Origin of the sequence: Levilactobacillus brevis ATCC 14869 = DSM 20054 (genome assembly GCF_001433855.1) — a bacterium.
Taxonomy (GTDB): domain Bacteria; phylum Bacillota; class Bacilli; order Lactobacillales; family Lactobacillaceae; genus Levilactobacillus; species Levilactobacillus brevis.
This window is the reverse complement of the sequence record NZ_AZCP01000001.1, coordinates 26,911-46,980: the sequence shown is the minus strand read 5'-3', so window position 1 is coordinate 46,980 and position 20,070 is coordinate 26,911. Positions and strand designations below refer to the sequence as shown.

The 20,070-nt window shown below is 45.4% G+C and carries 23 protein-coding genes; all 23 read right to left on the bottom strand.

The window, feature by feature from the left end; translation table 11 throughout:
* Positions 1 to 50: 50 nt before the first annotated feature.
* Entirely contained in the window at positions 51 to 545 is a 495-nt protein-coding gene (locus FC61_RS00390; protein ID WP_021742241.1) for a hypothetical protein, read from the bottom strand.
* 10 nt (positions 546 to 555) lie between these two features.
* Positions 556 to 2,088: a hypothetical protein gene (locus FC61_RS00385; RefSeq protein WP_035464838.1), complete on the bottom strand. Its 1,533-nt coding sequence runs from the start codon at positions 2,086 to 2,088 to the stop codon at positions 556 to 558.
* Between the two features lie 16 nt (positions 2,089 to 2,104).
* Positions 2,105 to 2,818, bottom strand: coding sequence for a hypothetical protein (locus FC61_RS00380; protein ID WP_021742243.1), 714 nt, complete (start codon positions 2,816 to 2,818; stop codon positions 2,105 to 2,107).
* On the bottom strand, positions 2,811 to 3,959 hold the full coding sequence (locus FC61_RS00375) for a baseplate J/gp47 family protein (protein ID WP_021742244.1): 1,149 nt from the start codon (positions 3,957 to 3,959) through the stop codon (positions 2,811 to 2,813). Before FC61_RS00375 ends, FC61_RS00380 begins: the two co-directional genes overlap by 8 nt.
* The gene (locus FC61_RS00370) at positions 3,943 to 4,329 is read right to left on the bottom strand and encodes a DUF2634 domain-containing protein (RefSeq protein ID WP_021742245.1); all 387 of its coding nucleotides are present in this window, start codon (positions 4,327 to 4,329) and stop codon (positions 3,943 to 3,945) included. Before FC61_RS00370 ends, FC61_RS00375 begins: the two co-directional genes overlap by 17 nt.
* Positions 4,319 to 4,732 (bottom strand): hypothetical protein, encoded by a 414-nt coding sequence (locus FC61_RS00365; protein ID WP_021742246.1) that lies wholly within the window; start codon positions 4,730 to 4,732, stop codon positions 4,319 to 4,321. Before FC61_RS00365 ends, FC61_RS00370 begins: the two co-directional genes overlap by 11 nt.
* 8 nt (positions 4,733 to 4,740) lie before the next feature.
* Entirely contained in the window at positions 4,741 to 5,994 is a 1,254-nt protein-coding gene (locus FC61_RS00360; RefSeq protein ID WP_021742247.1) for a hypothetical protein, read from the bottom strand.
* Positions 5,994 to 6,458, bottom strand: a complete 465-nt coding sequence (locus FC61_RS00355; RefSeq protein WP_021742248.1) for a phage baseplate plug family protein — start codon at positions 6,456 to 6,458, stop codon at positions 5,994 to 5,996. The genes FC61_RS00360 and FC61_RS00355 overlap by 1 nt, the downstream gene beginning before the upstream one ends.
* A gap of 15 nt (positions 6,459 to 6,473) precedes the next feature.
* Positions 6,474 to 7,451 (bottom strand): phage baseplate protein, encoded by a 978-nt coding sequence (locus tag FC61_RS00350; protein ID WP_021742249.1) that lies wholly within the window; start codon positions 7,449 to 7,451, stop codon positions 6,474 to 6,476.
* A 60-nt stretch (positions 7,452 to 7,511) separates the two neighbouring features.
* Positions 7,512 to 13,361, bottom strand: a complete 5,850-nt coding sequence (locus FC61_RS00345; RefSeq protein ID WP_021742250.1) for a phage tail tape measure protein — start codon at positions 13,359 to 13,361, stop codon at positions 7,512 to 7,514.
* Positions 13,354 to 13,512: a hypothetical protein gene (locus FC61_RS00340; RefSeq protein WP_155516306.1), complete on the bottom strand. Its 159-nt coding sequence runs from the start codon at positions 13,510 to 13,512 to the stop codon at positions 13,354 to 13,356. The genes FC61_RS00345 and FC61_RS00340 overlap by 8 nt, the downstream gene beginning before the upstream one ends.
* Positions 13,513 to 13,561: 49 nt before the next feature.
* Positions 13,562 to 13,960: a hypothetical protein gene (locus FC61_RS00335; RefSeq protein WP_021742252.1), complete on the bottom strand. Its 399-nt coding sequence runs from the start codon at positions 13,958 to 13,960 to the stop codon at positions 13,562 to 13,564.
* Positions 13,961 to 14,003: 43 nt separating this feature from the next.
* Complete coding sequence (locus tag FC61_RS00330) at positions 14,004 to 14,420, bottom strand: hypothetical protein (protein WP_021742253.1); 417 nt, start codon at positions 14,418 to 14,420, stop codon at positions 14,004 to 14,006.
* Positions 14,421 to 14,435: 15 nt separating this feature from the next.
* On the bottom strand, positions 14,436 to 15,581 hold the full coding sequence (locus FC61_RS00325) for a DUF3383 family protein (protein WP_035464842.1): 1,146 nt from the start codon (positions 15,579 to 15,581) through the stop codon (positions 14,436 to 14,438).
* Positions 15,565 to 16,053 (bottom strand): phage neck terminator protein, encoded by a 489-nt coding sequence (locus FC61_RS00320; RefSeq protein WP_021742255.1) that lies wholly within the window; start codon positions 16,051 to 16,053, stop codon positions 15,565 to 15,567. The genes FC61_RS00325 and FC61_RS00320 overlap by 17 nt, the downstream gene beginning before the upstream one ends.
* Complete coding sequence (locus FC61_RS00315; RefSeq protein WP_021742256.1) at positions 16,040 to 16,429, bottom strand: hypothetical protein; 390 nt, start codon at positions 16,427 to 16,429, stop codon at positions 16,040 to 16,042. The genes FC61_RS00320 and FC61_RS00315 overlap by 14 nt, the downstream gene beginning before the upstream one ends.
* Entirely contained in the window at positions 16,422 to 16,907 is a 486-nt protein-coding gene (locus FC61_RS00310) for a hypothetical protein (protein ID WP_145980459.1), read from the bottom strand. The genes FC61_RS00315 and FC61_RS00310 overlap by 8 nt, the downstream gene beginning before the upstream one ends.
* 125 nt (positions 16,908 to 17,032) lie before the next feature.
* Positions 17,033 to 17,371 (bottom strand): hypothetical protein, encoded by a 339-nt coding sequence (locus FC61_RS00305; RefSeq protein ID WP_021742258.1) that lies wholly within the window; start codon positions 17,369 to 17,371, stop codon positions 17,033 to 17,035.
* 11 nt (positions 17,372 to 17,382) lie between these two features.
* Entirely contained in the window at positions 17,383 to 17,562 is a 180-nt protein-coding gene (locus tag FC61_RS00300; protein WP_021742259.1) for a LysM peptidoglycan-binding domain-containing protein, read from the bottom strand.
* Between the two features lie 12 nt (positions 17,563 to 17,574).
* Positions 17,575 to 18,078, bottom strand: coding sequence for a fibronectin type III domain-containing protein (locus tag FC61_RS00295; protein ID WP_021742260.1), 504 nt, complete (start codon positions 18,076 to 18,078; stop codon positions 17,575 to 17,577).
* Between the two features lie 82 nt (positions 18,079 to 18,160).
* Complete coding sequence (locus FC61_RS00290; RefSeq protein ID WP_021742261.1) at positions 18,161 to 19,318, bottom strand: major capsid protein; 1,158 nt, start codon at positions 19,316 to 19,318, stop codon at positions 18,161 to 18,163.
* Between the two features lie 12 nt (positions 19,319 to 19,330).
* On the bottom strand, positions 19,331 to 19,711 hold the full coding sequence (locus tag FC61_RS00285; protein ID WP_021742262.1) for a hypothetical protein: 381 nt from the start codon (positions 19,709 to 19,711) through the stop codon (positions 19,331 to 19,333).
* A gap of 11 nt (positions 19,712 to 19,722) precedes the next feature.
* The coding region (locus FC61_RS00280; protein ID WP_235803826.1) for a hypothetical protein at positions 19,723 to 20,070 on the bottom strand (348 nt) is incomplete at its 5' end.

Sequence of the window (20,070 nt, the reverse complement as noted above, 5' to 3'; positions counted from 1 at the left end):
CCCCCCCCCATCATAAATAGGGTTAATCAATTTTGTCATGTTGTTTCCTCCTAAAGTTTCTCAATTCCGATGATTGCCGGTTGAGCGAACGTAGCAAAATCTTGGGTTCTATACGTCGTAGCCCTCGAAAAAGTAATAATTCCTCGTGTGGGGTCTGACGATAGGGACTGGTTCGCACTATAGCTGGCCTGTAGTGTGCCATCTAAAATACTTACCTTTGCATAATCATATCCAATGATATTACCATAGGCATAAACCTGCCTGATGAAAGTAATATCCGATCCCGTGGACACATTCCAATCAAGAGTAGTGAAGGCATACCCTTCTGGGGCTTTGAATAAATCAACCGTAACGGCCGCACTTTTTCTAATGGAAATGCCAACATTTCCTACTAGTGAAGCCGTGCCATCCCCATTGTTTTTAAACCATACATTCCCACCATCAGGAGACAAAACTTTCAGTTGCTGCCAGCCTCCATTGTCTTGATAGATGACACTGCTGCCAACTAGCAGTTTAGTCACCTTTTTACCGCCTAAATTAATCATTTAGTCCCTCCTAGCTCGTGGTATTGTGCGTGACAATGGTAATCGCACTCGGATGCGCCGCCGCAAAGGTCTTATAGTCATCGGTATCACTGAACACCTTCGCACCCAAAACCTCTAAGTCGTCCACCTTGAGCGTACCAGCAGCGAAGTTAGCCGGACCCGCCACACCCGCTTCGCTGACGGGAATTGTATGGTCGGTATCTGCTGGCACAAACTTGCGGCCATCGACTGTTACTGTGCCATCACCATTATCCTTGACCACCGAATTCTCGTTGGGTATATGCCAACCAGACCAAGTGAGAGGTTTACCTGACAAAATGTTGATGAGAACATTGCCTTTCACATCTCTATACTCTAGCGTCTTGTTAGCACCGCTTAGTGTCTTAAGGACTACTAACGTGCCCCAGTTGATACCAGTATTTTCAAGGTCAGGGGCATTCTTAGGCAGTGGACCACTTATGGTATATGAACCATAATCGAGGTTCAGCACATCATCGCTTGCCGTCAGCGTCGTCTTAACTATCACACTTGGGTCAATTGAATCAACATCGGCAGACCGCTTCAACTTCAAACCAGAGCTATCCACATAAAATGACCAAAAGGCTCCTGTACTGTCTGTCAAATAGCCCACACCCAAAGGATTAGCGCCCGCCGTGGTAATCTCGGCAATACCACGCACGGCTTGCGATGACGGATTACCTTGGACTCCGGCTTGGCAATAAAATGTATGATAGCCAAGAGGTAACGCCTGAATAGCAGCCACTAAGTCGGTTGTGTTGGCTGTTGTAAATGAATATTTGTTGCCACCGTCATCCCCGGTAATCTTTGCCTTCTGCCAGTTATCAGTGTCCGTAGTCTTGACCTTGTCGCCAACCTGTGCGTCCGCATATTCCTTGGCCGACTTGAGTGTTTCAGCGTCGCCATCGGCTAAATTCTTGGTAGTCGCGATATCATCAGGGATAAGGTTTTGCACCTCGTCTTTTTTGGCATAATCCTTTAACTTACCATCAATTGCTATGCCTATAGACCCCTGCAAGTTTTTGACATCATCAAGATCGGTTGCGAGTGCGTAAGCACTACCGTCCATTTTAATTGTCACGTTTTGCGAAGCAGAATAGGCCTGTGTAATGCCGAAAACAAACGATACATCTGTTCCTTGATATGCTGGTAAAACAAACGGGTCATTCCCTACGGCCACGGTTAGCACATGCTGGTCAACATAGCCATCAACATGTGCAACCACGCCGACCAACGCCACGTTAAAATCCTTGTTAGTCGTGTGATCTGCATTAGCAGAATCCTGCCAATGATTGGTAATAACTGACTTGACACTAAACTGGTTGTCAGACTGAACCTTTGAACTGATTCCATACGTTAGTGGACTCGTGAAGTCGGCCATAGTTAACGTTGAAATGTCGGTTCCTGCCGTGATGACTTTTTCAGAAACCATAACTTCGTCAATGATTAGTGCCTTTTCTTCTTTATCCGCTAACGCCAGCATCGTTGCACCTTCACGGGTTAGACTTTTTGAATTGTATTCCAAATTTAATCACTCCTTTCTAAATATCAATGGAATAGGTTAAGCCAACGTTGCTGCCAACATTGACATCAACCTTGCTACTTGTTTTGACCTCAATTGAATCTGGCACAGAAATGTCAATTTCTGTGAACCCAGAAACAGCCACGCCGATATAGGCATTTTGCTCAATCGGAACAGATAGGTTAACGAAATTGACACGTGTGTCGCCTATGGCCGCACGCTCTAATTCAGCCGGTAACCGGTTTAGCAAAAACATGTTTTTAACCTTGTTGTACGGGACATCAACCAGATCAATCGTGTTAGGAGTGCCAGTGATCGCGCCATCAGCATTGTAATCGCGGTCGCGCTTCATATAGATATCGGCGGGGTCACAACCAAGTAGGTTTGCAGCAATCCGAATTAGATCATTGAGTGTGCCTTTTGAATTGCGCACCATTGCGCGTGACAGTAACAAGAACTTGTAGGTATCATCGTCCGCACCATTGCGCGGAATTCCTAAATCATCACCGGTATTATCCAGTTGCAACCCATGTTGATTCACAATGGCATGAGACGAAGTAACCTCATCCATGTTTTGTCGGCGTGCAAAACGACCAGCATCAAGGACTTTGACCAATTTGTCAAAATTGGTTCCCTTATACGCTGGTCGAAAATCATTAAAAATAGCCATCGAGTTCTTGTGAAATTCGGCAAAAGTCGTCCCATCAAGCAACGTGTCGTCGTCACTAAGCACTGGCCGTCACCTCCAACGTGATTAGTTCATCCGTTGAGTTAGCGAGTTGATAGTCGCTGAATGCAATGTTTTCCGCCCCCATGGTGTCCCCAGTTCCAGCAGATATGGATTCAACGTAATCAACTCCATCAATTTGATAAAGGTAGCTGTATAACTTGTTGATAATCACTGGCGACCCCATCGCCAAACTGCCTAGATAATCTAAAACAGATTGCTTAACAGCATCTTCGTCAGTCCCACTGGACGATTGAATTTTAATATCAAATTTCACGTTAACCAGTTCCTCTTGGTCAAAGCGTTCTATAACTTGATGGCCGCTATCATCAATCGCTGTTCCCTGAGACTTACCGACAAAAAGCGTCTCACCACCGGCAACGTCCAATATTTTTTGGGCTATTGCATCAGGATCACCGCCCATAACATAAATGTGCATTGAATGCGGTGGATTTCCATAGCTATCAACCTCGCCATCCGGATTGCGAATAACTTGCGCATCACTAACTCCTGTAACATTGAGCATTGCAACCCTTAATCCATCCTTCGTTCCGTTCTCAGCAGCAACCTCGTTCGGCAAAATCCGCTTTCGGAAATCATAATCCTGTTCAAGATCAGCACCTCCGACCGCCGCAACTGCATTGTTGACATCGAAGATGTCCTCGACTGGTTCAGCCTGTTGGTTTATGGTGTTAGCATCAACGTTGACATAATCAGCTTCGTCATCGGAATAGACCAATAACTCGGTTGTTCCGTCTTCGCCTATCTGCGTATCGTAGGCATTCAAAAACTCTGTACCATCTGACGTCATAAAACGGGTGTCCGCCTCAATCAAATAGCCTGGGGTGCCCGTAACCTGTAGCGTTGCTTTGGCAGCTTGTGATAGCTTTCTCTGTAATCCATAGTTTGAAGCTAATCGGTCTAAGCTGACACCATCTGCCTGAGACGCATAGCCAGAATCGTAAACCATTTCTAATTGCTGGTCATCGTCAACGTCATCTTGTGCTTCTTTCATACACAGCTTTCCCCAAGGAGAATGCGGTGACAAATCTGTTTCTTGACCTAGCCATGTTTTAAAGCGGGTTTGCTCGTTTGCCAGCGCTTGGTCAAGTGTCAGTTCTTCCCAACCATTATCCGTTAACGGCATCTAAGCTCACCTCCGCTACTGTATTTTGTGGCGTCCCAACATCCCCCACAGTTGAAGAATAGGCGATATTAAAAACCGCGACACCTCGCTTATAATCAGGTGCTACGGTTATATCATTTACCGCTAATATTCGCTTATCCTGCATAATGGCCTCGGTAGCAGCCTCCACTGCCATCTTTTCATCAAATCCGCCAACTAGAAAAGACATATCCATTCCAAGCTCATCTTCATTCAAAGCAGTTCCTTTAGGCGTTGTTAGGAGTGATCGAACCGCTTGTGCTAGTTCTTCAACACCACTGATTTCAATGGGGTGTCCGTCGTTGATAACAAGATCTCCCGTGACCTCATCATATAAAAGATCAGTTGCCACTAAAATCACCTGCCTCTGCAATCTTACCGATAACTAACGAGTTGTTAACTAGATGTGGTGTTTTTGTCATTTGGCGGAATTCTCCATGGCCGTTATAGTGAGTCGTGTCGTGATCCAAGACTAGACACCCAACGTTATCACCAACCTTCAAATTAACCTTTGGCGCTTTCCCGCCAATGCTAATTACCGGAATCATAACTGGGACACTTTCAACAAGTGCCTCTTTTTTATTATCGCCAACCGTCAAAGCTAAAGGCTGTAGGCTAACTGTTGGTGGACTAATTTTCGTGACCTTAGCGATATATGCCACATTAATAGCCTGCGCGATATCGGTTCCAAACAATTTTAGAAGAACCGCCAGTCCATTTTCACCCTTTTTAGTGTTACTAATATTTCTTGCCATCGAACCACCTACTTACTTTTTTTATTTTTGGCACGCGCCGTCCGCTTTTTCTTAGCCTCTGCTTTCGACTTCTTATCTGCCTTGGCTTTAGCTGTGCGATCAGCCTTTTTCTTTTTGTTAATCTTCTTAGTTAGTTTAGATTTGTATTCCGAATACAGTTCGACAATGACTTGCGTTGATGGCGCGGAACCAGACTGAAAAGAATTTGACCCACTTAAAACAATTACCCAACCAGTGACTGCTTTTGACTTCAAATGAAAAACGTCCCCAACCGCTAGACTGCGGTACAAGAACGTTACTTGCCATTGGGCCACCTTTGAATCGTTGTCAGCTTGATACTCCGGTTCCTCCAACAATCCCGTTGTGTAGTCAATGTATAGGTTTAATTTTCGTTTGGAGTCTAGCTTTTCCAGATAAATTGCATCGTTTCGATAGATAATATCCGTATCACTATCGCCGGCAATCTGTTCTATTACCTTCATAGGTTTGGACTTTGCTGTATATCCGTTTGTGTACTTACGATCATAATTGAGGTTGACCTTAGCCAGCTTAATCCCCGATTCCTTAGCCACCTTTTTGACGATGGTCGAGGCCTTAGTATTTTTCTTAAAGCTAAGATACTCATAGCTCTTTTTAATCTGATATTTCTTTTTATTATTGAGCTCCTTGCGCTGTTTGTTGTAGGCAGACCGCGCGTTGGTCGCATAGTTTTTCTTTTTGTTACTGTAATAGTTATTTTTGGCAGTAACTTCTTTCTTGCTGGCATGTGGGTGCTCATCAATCCACTTGCGCCGGTCGGTGTTCATCTTAGAATTATAAGCGGAAATGGCCTTATCCAAATCTTTTTGACTGGCCCGCATGCGGACACGTTTGGATTTCTTGACCTTAACCGCTTTTAAATTGTCGTATTTTTGACCATCCGTAATGTCAAAGGTGACAACCGAATCCGCTGCGCTCTCTGTTGGTGGCGTCACAGTTGAAATCTTATCATCTACTACTTGATGTATGATGTGGGCCGTATCATCGGCATTATACCAGCCGGCCGTTAGCCTTACTCGGCGGCCCTTTTTAAAATGATTGGCATGTGACTTGATTAAGTTATGAATACTGATTTCAGTATTACCGGGAGTACCCTTAGACGTGTAAGTTTTGTTATGCTCAATCAAAATGCGGTATGGCGCCCGCGCCCGATAAATCACTGTAAATGTTTCCTTACTAGATATCCACACGGTTATTTTTTGATAAAAATGGACCAGTTTCATTAATTCTCACCACCTACAATCTGATCAGTACCATAGAGATTAATGGCATCATCATCGCTGATAGTCTGGTCAGCAGAATCTATTGATTCTTCGTCATCATCCAGATCATCGTTAAAATCAGTTTCCGAACCATCTGCATCATCATCCTGTGGTAAGAAAATAAAAACAGGGCTCTGGAACGTTGCCCCGGTAACCTCGTGCACTTGATCGGATTCATCATAAGGAATTGCATAAAAGGCCGGTAAACGTGGATCGTTGATTGTGCCAAAAATATCCATGCCATACATCAATTTTTCCCCAATGATGATGGGAACCATATTTTCGTCAAATATTGACATATAAATTCGGTCGTTTTGCGCATTCCGATAAGCCTTAAAGTTATATTTGACGCCATTAAACTCCTTTTCAAACTCTTCTTCGGTATCATCGCTCAAATCAACTAAAATCCGATCATTCTCGGCCATCAATCACACCTCCCCTCAATAATAAATCTTTGCGCCAATTGGAATTTTAGTGGCCGAATACTTGTTTTTCTTTTCAATGGTCGCTAACGACACCCCAGTTTTTACATGCACTGACCAATAGGTAGTGCCTTTTTTTGCTATCACATATTTCTTTTTTGATTTAGTGCTAGTGGACTTTGTTGTGGCCTTCGTCCCTGTGTTTTTGGTGGATTTGGCCTTGGCCTTCTTGTTGGAGTCAGCATACTCGACATCTTGCAACGTAATCGACAAGTTGATGATATTTTCCCCACCAGTGCCTATCTCGTGGCTATAGTCTGGTGAAAAATCGGAAATATTGGTGGACATCATAGTATACTCGCCATGCCATTCCAAAGGCGTATGGTTCTTTTCCCAGCGTTCTAAACGTTTGGCCTGTGTCTTTAACCCATTTAGATGCGAATTGCCACCATCACCACCTAAGACACCTTGAACGGCAACCGTTGTTGGCTGAGTTTCAGCTGATCCTGCAACCGTTCCGCCCTTTTCGGTCGGATTCGATGTTAAGTTACTACTAAACGTTGGTTGTTCATCATTAGTGCGGATAAAAACATACGATGTAGACGCCCAAGGGTACTTCGGCATGATATAAGCCCGCTCACCCCAATACTTCGACTTCTTCATCTTGGTAAGAATCTGATCCTTATAGACCTTTGAAGCCTCTCGCGAATGCTTGTAGTTCTTCGTTTTAGCCTTGGCTTTAGTCACCGCTGTTTTGGCACTCTTAACCTGTTTTTTGTTAGTAGCTATTGACTTAGTCAGATTAGTGATTAATTTTTCCGTCTTCTTCTGGGCTGCGCCACTTAGCTTGCCAACTGCTTCTTTTGCAGCCGCTAATTTCTTTTGATTTTTGGATAGGGTCTTATTGATCGATTTTAACTTCTTGTTAGCAGCTGTCTGTTCTTGCTGGTACAGCTTCTTAACAGAAGCTAAAGTCGTATATTTTTTGGTTGTCACAATGTCACCTCCCGTAATTCAATAAAAAATCTATGTATGAAAAAAGAGCCTTACAGCTCTTTAATCAGTTAAATGCATATCACGTCCGGCCTGTTGTGCATACTTAGCCAGCGCTTCATTTACCTTGCGCTCAATAACTTTACCAATGTTATCAGTCGCATAATCAGCCGTATCTTTATCAACTGAACCATTGAAGTTAACGGTTGAATTAATAACGATATTAGGCTTAGCTGGCTTAGATGTTCGATTACTAGTAGAGACTAATTGGCGCATGGCGGCAACTGCCTGCTTAAAAAGTGATTGGTTGCTAGACTTTTGGGTCTTAGCACTCATTGCACGATCAAGCTGACCTGCCAAACCTTTGCTGCTAACTTTGGCTCTTTCATGAATTGCGCTACCAATCAGTCCATCAGCGGTTGGACGCTTAGGATTGATTGCAACCTCAGGATCCTTTTCACCAAAAATGTTTAGCTTGCCACTCTTTGACCAGCCACCATTATTGTGTAAAGCTGCCTCCACTTTTCTAGCGCCAGCAACGTGTTGGGCGTTGTACCCACCACGTTCCCATTGACTAGAAAATTTGTTAGCGAGCGATGCAACAGACCCTTTGCCACGTAAAACGCTCTTCAAAACCGAGCTATCCGAACCATCGCCATTCAATGCAAAGCTAAGCTGAACGCCAGCATCTTTCCAGCTCTTGCCCTTTCGCTTAGCATAAGCAATTAAGTTAGACTTCCGACCGCCTAACCATTGTCCAAGCCCACTAGCTCCGCCGCCGGGATTGATAGCATTTGGATCAAGACGGGATTCAAACTCCCAGTTACCCAGGACAGCTGCGATACCAGCATTTGTTGCTGCTGGGTACATGTCCTTAATGGCCGCCGCTAAAGTTTTCGCCCGATGAGCCATGCTTCCAGACAAGCTGCCAACATTCGCATCAGATTCTTGCAGATGCTTTTCAATCCACTTAGATGCTGACTTGCCAAGCTGGTTCTTAACCAATCCGGTTAGTCTACTATTTTTCTTCCGCTTTTTTGCCCCAGCAACATTGTTCTTTAGCTTCGTTACATCCAGCCATCCGGCAGAGCTAGAACCACTGATTGACCACATCGGATGTGTCGTTGCCCCAATGTGGACGTGAGTACCACTGGGGCCCAATTTGGCAATTGCTTGGCCTTGCTTGATGTGGTCACCAGTGTGGACAAGAATGTCAGCGCCAGAACTAGCTTTGCCATTAAGCTCCTGATAAATCAGGCTTAACTTGCCGCCCTTTGTGGTGACATACTGGCCAATTCCGTTGCTACCTTCCCAGCCACGCTTGTGACCGCCTGCTCCGGTTACAACTGCATCCTGTAAGGCGTGGACAACTTTGGAACCAGAAAAGTCAACACCATCGTGGGAGCTAAATCCGCCGGCAACTTTGCCACGGTTTCCGAAACCAGATGATACAGAACATCCGGAACCCGGAGAACGTAGAACAGGACCGCCACCGCTACCAACAATAAGGCCTTTAATATATCCCCACATGGCGTCAGACCACTTAGGCCCGACTGACTTGGCAGCAGCCTTAGCAGTACCACCGATTCCTTTTTGCAGGATTGATCCACTTGGTTTTACATTAGTGGTGAACTCATCATTATAAGCCTCTGTCGGTCGCTTAGCATTTGCCTTAGCAATCTTGCGAAGTTTGGACTTAGAAACACCAGTCCCCTTAGCAAAATGGGGTAAGTAGGGTTTAATCTGTTCAACTTGTGAGCCATTAAGCACTTCATCGCCCTTTTGCAAAGGAGTCAGCACATCGTGACCATGAGGGCGCAGCAATTGGTCATGACGAACAACTAATTCTTGCCGCGGCCCGGTCTTAGCATCATTTAATACCGCCATCCGATCACTTGCGATTGGTCCGTGAGAACCGCGCGCATAATGAATTGGCTTTAAAACTTGCTTGTTACCGCCGAATTGCGCCAAGGCTGAATCAATTCCAGTAAATCCGCCATTCAGCGAAGAGATAGCCCCAGCCATCCCCTTGTGGGCGTATGGCTTAAGCTTGCTGAACACATCACCAAAGTAATTAACTAGTGATTTCCAACTTGAACGCCAATCCTTGCTAATGTCATCAGTGGTGTTCGACAGATTAGACTTCAACCACTTATACTTTTTCGAAACGCTCGCTGTCGTGTCCGAAACTTTATCAGTAGTATCAGACTTAATCTTTCCAAAATCAGACTTACTAGACTTCTTGAACGTTGAAACGGCACGCTTAGAACCCTTGAGTTCCTTGTCGTACTTTTTCTTAGTCCCTTCAATCCCAGTTTTGACCTTTTTGCCACTAAGTGCGGGAGCTGGCGACAAGTTAACCGTCCCAGAAGCGAGGTGCACACCGCCCATCGCTCGCTTGGTATCACGACCGTTAAGCACGTGAGTACCTTTGCGCAGCCAAACCTTTTGGTTCATTCGCTTAGCAACAAACGATTGCCCTGCCGGTGGAATAATTAATTCCTTGGCGCCACCATCATTGACCGTGGCCCACATCGAGTACGGAAGTCCATGTGGATAGCGATCAACAGAACCAGAAGCAAATGCTCCTGTCATGCCGAAACTATCCTTCTTGGGCTTCTTAGCGGTACCGTTTTGTTTAGCAGCGGCATCGGCTAATTTTTTCTTTGGGTTGGTATTGTTTCTAATCGCCTGATAGCTAGACACTGGCTTTTTTGCATGCCCACCGAATAAACTAGCATTCTGTTCGATAAGGGCTGGGATACTGTTACCGACATGTTTGGCTGCCGAGTTAAATGCATCCGCGGCCTGACCAGCCTCTTCTTTCGCTTTTTCGACAACGTCATGCCTCTGTTTTTCAGCCCATTTCACTGTACTCTTGTACTGGCTATGGGCCTTATCTTTAGCAGCATCACGCTGTTTTTGGGCTTCTTTGATAACAGCTTTTCGTTGTTTCTCAGATAACCCCGGCAATGTTTCAGCCAAATTTTTGGCCTTTTTGTAACGTTTGTCAGCCGACTTAACCTCAGCACTATAAGTCTTTTGAGCCGTTTTGATGGTCTGTTTTTCATTCTTCTTGCTAGAAGTAAGAATTTTAGCATAACCAGCAGCGGTTAGATGAGTGTTGGAAGACATCATCTTAGTCATGATTGCCTTCTGTTTCAATGAACCTTTGTCGGTCAATGAAATAATTTGCCGATTGACCTTATCAATGGCTTTAGCACGTTGTGTGCCACTCATCTTATCGTTGCTCAAAAGCTTATTCAGCCCTGATTTAAGCGAAGAAACCCGCTTTTGGACACTACCCTTTTCTTGGCTATACGCGCTATCGGCAGCTTTAACGTTTAATAGTCCTGCCTTTTTTAAATAGCTGTATCCCTTTTGGTCGTTGCTAAGCTGTCCATCAGCTCGTTTTTTGGCAAGATTATAGAGAGAATTATAGGTACCCCGAAGCTTTTTCGTAGTCTTGCCGGCCGAATTAGCCCACTCAACATTGCCTTGTTGTTCCAGCTTAGCGGCTTGCTTGATGTACTTATAATTCGATTTGCCAATGTTAGTTTCATTCCACTTGTCAGAACCTAACGTTGTCTTGGGATCAGCCTTGGGTTTAGACTTGGTCTTTTTTCGACTGCCAGGGTTGTATACATCCCCGACTCCCGGCACGTACATGCTGTTTTGCTTGCTTTGACTAGTAACTGCATGTTGAATAGCTTTGCCTGCTTTAGAGCCAGCAAATCCCCCGACACCGGCCCCAATTGCGCCCCCAACGACTGTGCCAACTGGTCCCACGGCACTACCAAGCGCGGCGCCGCCTTCCATTCCGGCGAGGGTTCCACCGAAGTTTCCAATTTTGCCGCCAGCATTTTTCTTGTTCATCCCTATTAGGGAAGTAGCTGATAACGCCACATCAAGCCAAGGAATCCGTGATCCAACTGCCTTAACTCCGCCTAAAACTTTGGAAGCCGTTCCGCGTTGAGCTAGTCTCAAGGCCTCACGTTCTCCGACTTCTGCGGTTGATCGCGTCCCAGCGCCTAATAAACCAGTGAGTTTGCCAAGACGGCCACCTCTTAATCGTCCCATACGAGTTGACGCACGACGGCCCTCGAGTCGGCCCATCCTAGTTTCACTTTTACCACCAATCGGTAGAGAACTAGCGATATCAGCAACATCGGCAACGGCATTAGAAGTAGCACCACCACGTGAAGCTGCACGGCCACTTCCAAATAAGAATCCACCAGCTTTGCCAAGCAGCTTAACACTAGTAACCGCCGCAGCTAATGACCCACCAATGGCGGCGATATAGCCCGCGGTTGTCTTGACTGGTTTTGGCAACTTAATCAGATACCCAAGAAGGCCATTGGCATATTTCAACGCCTTAGTGAAGCCCGGCAACACGTTTTTAGCGAAGCCTTGCCCCATAACGTTAAGATACTGTTTGGTCCGGTTGATCTGGTTTTGCCAAGATTTCATGTTCTTTTCAGATAAATTGGCGATATACCCATTGCCTTTTTGATCCTGCGAACGTTCAACCTTTTTGGTCAGGTTACCAATTTGACCGGTGTTGGCCATTAAGAAGTTACCAGCTTCTTGACCGGTTGCCCCAAAGAATTTGTTTTGGAACTTTAGTTTTTGGGACTCCGATAATCCGCTGGTTTTGCTATTCAAATAATTTAACAGCTTAGGCAGTGATTTTAAGTTATGGTCTTTGCCATAAAACTTGCTGGTATCAATGCCATATTCCTTGATGGCTTGGCCTTGTCGTGATTTAAGGGAAGTGTAAGGTGAAGCGAAAGCGTTCAAAACCTTACGCAGTCCTGTCCCACTAAGGGTTCCGTCCAAACCGTTGTTGGAAAGGACACCTAAGGCTGAAACCGTGCTGGCAAGCGATTGGTTAGTAGAATGAGCCGTCCCACCGGCCATGTTTAACGCGTTACCAATTCCGGTAAAATCAGTGGCCGTCATATCAGCGGCATACGCCATCTGATTTAAGACTTTGCTGGTATACTTCCGCATCTTGCCAATGGAATCCCCGGCTTTGGTCTTATAACCAAATTTTTCAAGCGCGGAGGCACCATAGTTAACTACCGACTTATAATCATCGCCAGAGGCACGAGACGCCTGTAAGAATGACTTGTGGGACGCAAGTTCCTGCTTACCCGAATAGCCACGCCGGATAAGCTCTTCACCACCACTTGCCATGTCAGATGGATCAACACCATACTTTAATGCAAATCCATTGTTTTCTTTCTGCATGGCTTTGGTTTCAGCCTTTGAAGCCCCAAGTGACTCGCCACCGGTGTTCAGCAAGTTGCGAATGGTCGTGTACTTGTTTTCCAATTCGGTAGCTTGGTCGGCGGCCTGCTTAAACGCCGCTCCAACTGGAAGTAAAGCCATAGTGACCATGCTTCCCATGTTGGTTAGCTTGCTACCAGAGGTATACAAACGGTCAAAGCTACCACGTGCTTTTGTGGCGCCCACACGGGTCTTGGCAAAGGCACGTTCACTCTTGTCACCCATTCGTGTGGCAGACGTTCCAACTTGACCATTGGTTCGTGAAACCGCGGTCCCTAGCTTATTAGTAGCAACGCGCGTTTTGTCTTGAGCACTAGTTACTTGATCCCAAGACTTAACAACGGATTTAGAAGTTCGTCTGGCCTCATAGCCATACTCTTTCTGTCCTCGTTTGGCACTATCAATCGATTCACGGGATTTATCGGCAGCCTTACTAATTCGTCCAAAACCATTAGCTGCCTCGTTAAAGGCTCGCTGGGGAATCATTGAGTCCAAAGCACGGTTGACCTTATGAGCTCGTCTCTCCATCCCGTCCATGAGCTTGTTAGCTCGTTCAAGTTTAGAAAGATCACCCGCGACACTAAAGCCAATTGTGCCATGACGGATCATTTTGTTAGCCACTAATCATCCGCCCCGCTTCCACTTGTGTCTGGTTCTTAATGCGCTCATTCGTGCAATAGACCATTACAGACAGCTCAGGAATCGTGAGTTTATCAATATCGTCAAATGTTAGGCTAACTGTCCCCTCCATGTAGGCATACCATTTCAACACGTCAGGATCATCTGAATTTAAGTAGGCTTGAACAGCCCGTTGACTCAGACTAGTTGAGCTTGCCTTTAAGAAACGATTCCCCATTATCCATCAGATAATCAAAAGTCTTGTTCCGGTCTGACTGGTTAGCAGCATCTTCAAAAAACTTCATATCAAGTGGTTCATGAACCTTACCGGCCACTTTTGGTGTCCCAAATAAGTCTAATAGTGCTTCATGGTAAGTTCCCGGGGTATCACGCAAAACACCATTGATTGACCCATATGACAGCCCATCTAAGTTTTCCGCTACCGTTCGACCAGGCCAATTGAATGGAACCTCAATCGTTGTCCCATCAGATTCGGTAATTTTGAAAGCCCGTTGGTGGTTGGTAACATCTTCAAACGTCCCATTCCATTCTGGTTGAGTCTTAACTTCCTTGGTTACAGCTTCGTTTTTAGTTTCAGTCATAATAAAATCCTCCTAGTTCTTTTTGTACAAAATAAAAACCGCTCTAGGCGGCAGCTGGTTCAGCAATTGCTCTTGGTGTATTAAATTCAAGCTGCCGTGATGGCGCATCACTACCAACACCAACAGGTGGCAACTTAGGCAGATATGCCGAATCAATGTGGACGTGTTCAACCGGTGTCATGACATCGATAACGTGAGTATCTACTGGATCGAAGTTCTTCAAAATCGTCAAATAAACTTCATCCAAAGCAGTCAGATTTAGCTGGAAGGTAGCAGAACCATCGTGATGGATAATTGCAATCCCATGCCCAAAAATATCCATGCTGATGGTAACTAAATCATTGGTAAAGGTAAGCGTAAAAATATCGCCAGAAGCATAGGCAGTAGGCTGAATTCCATCTACGGTTAACACCGTTGAGGCTGCATCCCACTTATAATCTGTATAATCCGTAATTGCCATTACATAATCCCCTTTCTATTGGCCGTCATAAACAACAAGCGTTTGTGCAAACTCAGCATCATCAATAGTTGGAACAGATTCCCAGCTCCACGCGAAGATATCCAAAATACCAGTAGCTTTCTTCTCTTCACTAATACTGTCAGCGTCTGGGTCATTCAATGAGTAACCCTTAATCAATCCGGATGACACATAGCTTCCTAAAACACCCATCAGTAGCCCACGAACGGCCTTAACTCCGGAAGAGGCATACGGGACCCGGCGATTCTTTTGTAAATAGTCGCTAACTGTTTGGATAATATCGTTTGTGATGGAATCTTTAATCACCATCGTTGACAGTGCCAATCCGGACATCATGCGACCGTTAGTAATCATGTTCTTACCGTTTTCAGTTGCATAAGTTCCGATGTTCCGCTTTTCATAAACCGCTAAATCATCATTTGTCAGTTCAAAACGGTCTTGAGGTGATACAGATAATCCGGTAGTAAATTTGAAGTTGGCTCCTACGGCATCGCCTACAAAATGGCCCAATGAATCCGCACCCATGGTGTTATTTGGATCATCACTCGTTGGCAAAGAAACAATCTTAGTCGCGCGGTTAGCCTTGATTTGTTCGAGAAAATCAAAGTCACTGTCAACTGCCATTCGACCGGCTTCTGTCGTCATGGAAATTAGTAAAATCCCTCGATCTTGTGCTTCGACAAAGTTCGACACAGTGAGCGCCATATCTTTATCTTCTTCGCTAGCGATTGGGAAAAGGTGGTACTCAGCTCCCGCATAGTAATACTTGGCGAGTGCGTGGATAAATACGCTCTCGGAAGCTGAGGTGCCTGATAAAGCTACGCTTGCTGAGTTATCAGTTGTGGTGACACCGTCTAAAGCGGGCTTTTGTGCTGCCGTATAGTTGGGGTCATAAGTTCTAACGAAAAAAGCACCATCAGAGGTACCACCGAAGTACGCTTGGCCTTGATTCCATACAGGTGTATCAATGTCATAATCATCTTCGAGGTCAGCAAGGCTGCGATAGCACTTAATGCCCTCCTTGTCGCCCGCAACTCCCATTTGAACGCCGCGCATACCAATGTCGCTGACAACTTGCGCATAGCTAGTTGTCACATGAACTGAGGAGACCTCAATCACGCGGCCATTAATTGTTTGTGTCATTATTTGAACCTCCATATTGTGTGATATTTGGGTACTTGCTCGTGTAATTACGAACCAATTGCACGACCATATCGAACCCATAATTTGAAACCTGTAAAAAAGAGGCCAACGCTTCACTGCGATGGTCTCTCTCTTCGATCTTATTTAACGTGATTCCGTATGAGTTAAGCTGTTCCCGATACTGGAAATCCTGCAACAACGTTTGCAGATCGTCAGCAATGCCATTAGCTTCACCGTCCGACTCAGCCCAACAGTCAATTGAAATAATGCGGTCAAAGACTTCATGAGTCCTTTCAACTGAATAGATGATGTCCGGGTGCGGCCGCAAATCATAAACAATGAACGGGTAGCCTTTATGGTCCTCAGACCTGGTACGACTATAAATTGGCACTTGGTTATTCGTAATGTCGCGGAGAACTGCCACCAGTCCTTTAGCGAAATTGTCCCAATCATAGGTCTTAGCTTTGTACATCAGTATCACTTCTATTCTGCATGTAGTAGATGGCAAAACCGCCTTGTGACCAGTACGGCTCAATCTCAACAACTTCAAGCGTCAGGCTATCATAGCGAACCAACGTACCTTTGGGGTACTTAGTCATTGAAAACCATTGGTAAGCATAATTTGTAAAGCTACCGCCCTCACCCATCTGCATAGTCTGGGCCTTTGATTCGGGGATCATCGGCTCGCAGATTGTTCCGATTGGCTCCAACTCGGAAGTATCTTCGCTAGGCCCAGAGAAGCCCCCAGTTGCATCATCAGACTGTGCTTCTCCTACCCGCAATAGTTCAAATGTCTCAGCCATCAATGGGAAGATAGCCGGTATTTGTGCTAATAGTGGATTAGTCATATAAATCCTCCGTCCAGCTAATTGACCGATAAAGTGCGCCTGTATCTATTAACGGGTTATCCTTACCCTTTCGAGCGATGGTAGCTGGCGCGTTATGGGGAGAGTGCATGCTCGCAATCCTTGCCTGTACATCTCGTGCCATGTGGCGACCAATATCAGCCATGCACTCGTGAGCCGTCATTTCTCCCACACCTACTTTTGAAATATTGACCTCGGCCAGTTCAAACCATGAAGATTCAAACTTGTTGGTAAAGGTGCTTGTCAGAAACGAGCGTTTAGGAATTGTGATCTGCTTGACTAAAACAAAATAGACATCAAGACCACCATTTCCGTTCGCTTTTGCAAGCACATTCTTGCCATGTGGTTTAAAAAGCCCATCAATCTGCCTTGCGCTCTGGCTCCCAGCAAGTTTTGTTGGAATAGTCAGCCATTGCCCGTGAACTGGGGTAATGTGGGGAACCCCATACTCATTAGCCATGGCTATCATCTCCATTTGCTGTTCAGAGTGACCATTACTGGCTCTCAACGCTCCAACACGCACAGTAAGATGATTCAGCTTTCGATATTCCACAAGAATCCGATCAATGCTATTTATATCTTTCGTCAAAATCCGATCACCGTCGCTTTCCCAAGTCCTAAAGCACTTATTAGCGTCCAAAACTGATCGAACCAAGCATTTGTTGCCGAACTTTCTCGTTCTATCCACACACTATTAATTTTAACCGTCCCTAGATTGGCTAATTTCGCCGCTAGAAGGTGGCAAACCCATAATGCGATTAATTGGTCAGCCACCGTTTCAGGTGGCTTAAATGTGCCCACATAGGCCTGTGCAACACCAATGAATTCATTTAGTTGCTCATCTGTAATCCCAGAGGCATCAGCCCCTGCCAGCAGCTTGATCGTTTTCACTAGTTTTGCATGGCTATCAACTTCATCAGCCATGGTCGGCCTCCTTATTTTTCGACTGGGAGATAAATCTTTCGACCCGGTTTCAAATAGTTGCCGGCGCTTCGAGAATTAACAAGGCGCAACGCCCCGACACTCACATTAAAATGTTCTGCAACAGAAAACTCGCTATCCCCTTTTTGCACGGTATAGCGAGCTAACTTTGAATATTCAATTTTTTCAGACATAGATTAGCCTCCTTAGCTTAATTCAATTGTGGCGCTACTGTCAGTAGTTGAGATATTGCCTAACTTGGGTTTACTCGCCGTGGGCGTACCAGTAACCGTATCGGATTCAGTCGAAGAACCGCCTGCGTTCTTAGCGGTTACCTTGACCGTATAAGCCGTGTCATTCGTTAACCCAGTAATATCACCGGTCACCGTTGGCGTTTCGACATCGGTAAAGGTTTTACCATCCGTAGAATGGCTAACCACATAAGAACGTTCTGCTGCTCCATCGCCAGTTGCAGGCGTGATGGTATAAGTCAGCTTGCCATCCCCGGCGGTAACCGCAACAGTTGGCTTACCCGGAGTGGTCACAATGTCAGGTAACGCTAACTTTGCGGTTTTGCCCGCATACGTTGCCCCATAACCTGAAAAGACGCTGTTACTAGTCAATGACGAAATCACATCAGGCGATGGCTTCCCATCAACCACTTTTGTACCCTTATCATCATAGATATCGAATGTTGCTGTATCTGCCATTAAAAAAGCCTCCTAGCTTAGATTAATCTTGGCTGTTGTTGGTGTCGTAATGATCCCATTTAATTTGGGCTTACTCGCACTGTTACTTACTCGCCCCATCAGTGTTCCCGCTGTCAGTAGATGCCGCCTTTGAGGTCGTCATCCGAACAATCGTCCGACCACCTTCAAGCGTTGGCAAACAGTTCATGGAGATCATCGTTTGGAACTGTGCTAATCCTTGGTCAAAGTATTCATGATAAGCGACCGCCGTGTCATAGAACTGGATATCTTTGCTTGGGATATTACCAAGTTGATTTTGCAGTTCTTCTGGTGTTGGGGCAAATGCCATATGGCCTACCGGTTGTCCGGTTGAAACGCCGGTTGACGTGTTACCGCCGTTCTTCGCAAATGACTGTGGAATTGGCGCGTTCATGATTACCACCTTGCCATCCGGAACGTATGGATAGAACGTCCCATTATCATCTTCATAGCCCTGATCATAAACGACTGGGACAATGTGAAGCTCATCTAGCATGGCATTAACCACGGCAGATTCCTGTAACCACATGTCCTTGGTATTGGCGTTATTTGCAAACAGCGTTGCTTTTAGCTTCTCGTTATGCCGGAAAAGCCGTAACGTATCGGTGTTCATCAAAATCTGATTAGGTACAATGCCGTGAGTTCTCTTCAAAGTATCAACCGCGTTGGTAATATCTTTGAATGGATCAGAATTTTCTATATCCGTCCAATCGGTTTCAGCTTCAAGATTCAAACGGCTATCGCTCTCATAAATTAACGTTGGTTCCAACGGATTAAGTGAGATTTGACCATTGACTAGAGCTTGCATATCAAGCCATTCACGCCGTGCACGCATATCCAACAATGGCTGTACTTTGTTGTCAAACAACTTCTTAATCGCCGTCGTAACTAGACTGTCATCTTGGTTTACAACTGCTTGGTTAAGCTCGACCAAATCCTTTTCGTTCATTGCCATCGCAGAACGGAAGAACTTAGTGTGCATTACCTTTTGCTCAAATTTATCACGATTAATCGGTGTTGGCCGTGAATCATAAGAGCTTTGCGCTGTCAGCATTGGTGCTCGTTGATTTTGCATAAGATACGAAAGTAAATCTGTTTGAACCTTGATTGATGGGAAATATAATTCACCGATATAAGGAGGCATGGTTAAAATCTTTTGCTCATACCATGCTGCCATATTTTTAGGGGTATTAATTTCCGCGACATTTTCCATTGCTGTCATTGATTCAGCCTCCTAAACTAAAGTAACTTGTGGTAACGCCTTTTCCATATCCGCCGTAAATAACTTTTGAACATCAGCATCCATGTTATAAAAGACAACATCCCCGCGGAAAATAACTGTGTCCCGCGCCACACCATCGGTGACATTGATATCGTGCATAGCAATACCCACCGCTTGGGCAGCATCAGTAACTGGGGATAAAACTGCCTTTTCCCGGTCACGAATCTTAAAACCTGCTGCGCCTAATGGCGTGCCAGCCTTAATGAATTTAACGCCGTTACTATCCGCAACAGCGTCTGTATCTTGTACCATGCATGACAGTGTCAACGCATGGCTAAAGTTGGTCAGAATTTCCCGACCCGTTCCAAATACTCGTGTCTTAATAAATGCCATTTTGAATCCTCCTATTCCTTATTGTTCTTGCCAAACGTGTCAGCCAGCGCATCACCAAACACGCCCTGTGCGGTGTGCTTACCATCTGGGCTAAAGCCAGGATCGGTATTGGGTTGTGCTGACGTTTTCAGTCCGGCAAGAGACTTAATATTGGCAGCGATATCATCTGGCGTTTTACTAGAATTCAAGACCATTGCCGAAAGACTGTCGTCTAACTTGATGCCATTTTCCTTAGCGGCGGTGGTTAGAGCCGTTTGGCGATCTTGTTCAGCGCGAGCCTTGTTCTCCGCGGCCATCGCCTGAATTTGTTCCAAATTAAAACCGCCTAGCTCCGTTGGTTCTTTGGGAGTTGGCGGTTC

What these genes read in the sequence shown, in the direction of transcription:
- FC61_RS00390 (WP_021742241.1), bottom strand. Translation starts at nt 545, where the DNA reads ATGATTAATTTAGGCGGTAAAAAGGTGACTAAACTGCTAGTTGGCAGC.
- FC61_RS00375 (WP_021742244.1), bottom strand. Translation starts at nt 3,959, where the DNA reads ATGCCGTTAACGGATAATGGTTGGGAAGAACTGACACTTGACCAAGCG.
- FC61_RS00365 (WP_021742246.1), bottom strand. Translation starts at nt 4,732, where the DNA reads ATGGCAAGAAATATTAGTAACACTAAAAAGGGTGAAAATGGACTGGCG.
- FC61_RS00360 (WP_021742247.1), bottom strand. Translation starts at nt 5,994, where the DNA reads ATGAAACTGGTCCATTTTTATCAAAAAATAACCGTGTGGATATCTAGT.
- FC61_RS00355 (WP_021742248.1), bottom strand. Translation starts at nt 6,458, where the DNA reads ATGGCCGAGAATGATCGGATTTTAGTTGATTTGAGCGATGATACCGAA.
- FC61_RS00335 (WP_021742252.1), bottom strand. Translation starts at nt 13,960, where the DNA reads ATGACTGAAACTAAAAACGAAGCTGTAACCAAGGAAGTTAAGACTCAA.
- FC61_RS00330 (WP_021742253.1), bottom strand. Translation starts at nt 14,420, where the DNA reads ATGGCAATTACGGATTATACAGATTATAAGTGGGATGCAGCCTCAACG.
- FC61_RS00325 (WP_035464842.1), bottom strand. Translation starts at nt 15,581, where the DNA reads ATGACACAAACAATTAATGGCCGCGTGATTGAGGTCTCCTCAGTTCAT.
- FC61_RS00320 (WP_021742255.1), bottom strand. Translation starts at nt 16,053, where the DNA reads ATGTACAAAGCTAAGACCTATGATTGGGACAATTTCGCTAAAGGACTG.
- FC61_RS00315 (WP_021742256.1), bottom strand. Translation starts at nt 16,429, where the DNA reads ATGACTAATCCACTATTAGCACAAATACCGGCTATCTTCCCATTGATG.
- FC61_RS00310 (WP_145980459.1), bottom strand. Translation starts at nt 16,907, where the DNA reads ATGGCTAATGAGTATGGGGTTCCCCACATTACCCCAGTTCACGGGCAA.
- FC61_RS00305 (WP_021742258.1), bottom strand. Translation starts at nt 17,371, where the DNA reads ATGGCTGATGAAGTTGATAGCCATGCAAAACTAGTGAAAACGATCAAG.
- FC61_RS00300 (WP_021742259.1), bottom strand. Translation starts at nt 17,562, where the DNA reads ATGTCTGAAAAAATTGAATATTCAAAGTTAGCTCGCTATACCGTGCAA.
- FC61_RS00295 (WP_021742260.1), bottom strand. Translation starts at nt 18,078, where the DNA reads ATGGCAGATACAGCAACATTCGATATCTATGATGATAAGGGTACAAAA.
- FC61_RS00290 (WP_021742261.1), bottom strand. Translation starts at nt 19,318, where the DNA reads ATGACAGCAATGGAAAATGTCGCGGAAATTAATACCCCTAAAAATATG.
- FC61_RS00285 (WP_021742262.1), bottom strand. Translation starts at nt 19,711, where the DNA reads ATGGCATTTATTAAGACACGAGTATTTGGAACGGGTCGGGAAATTCTG.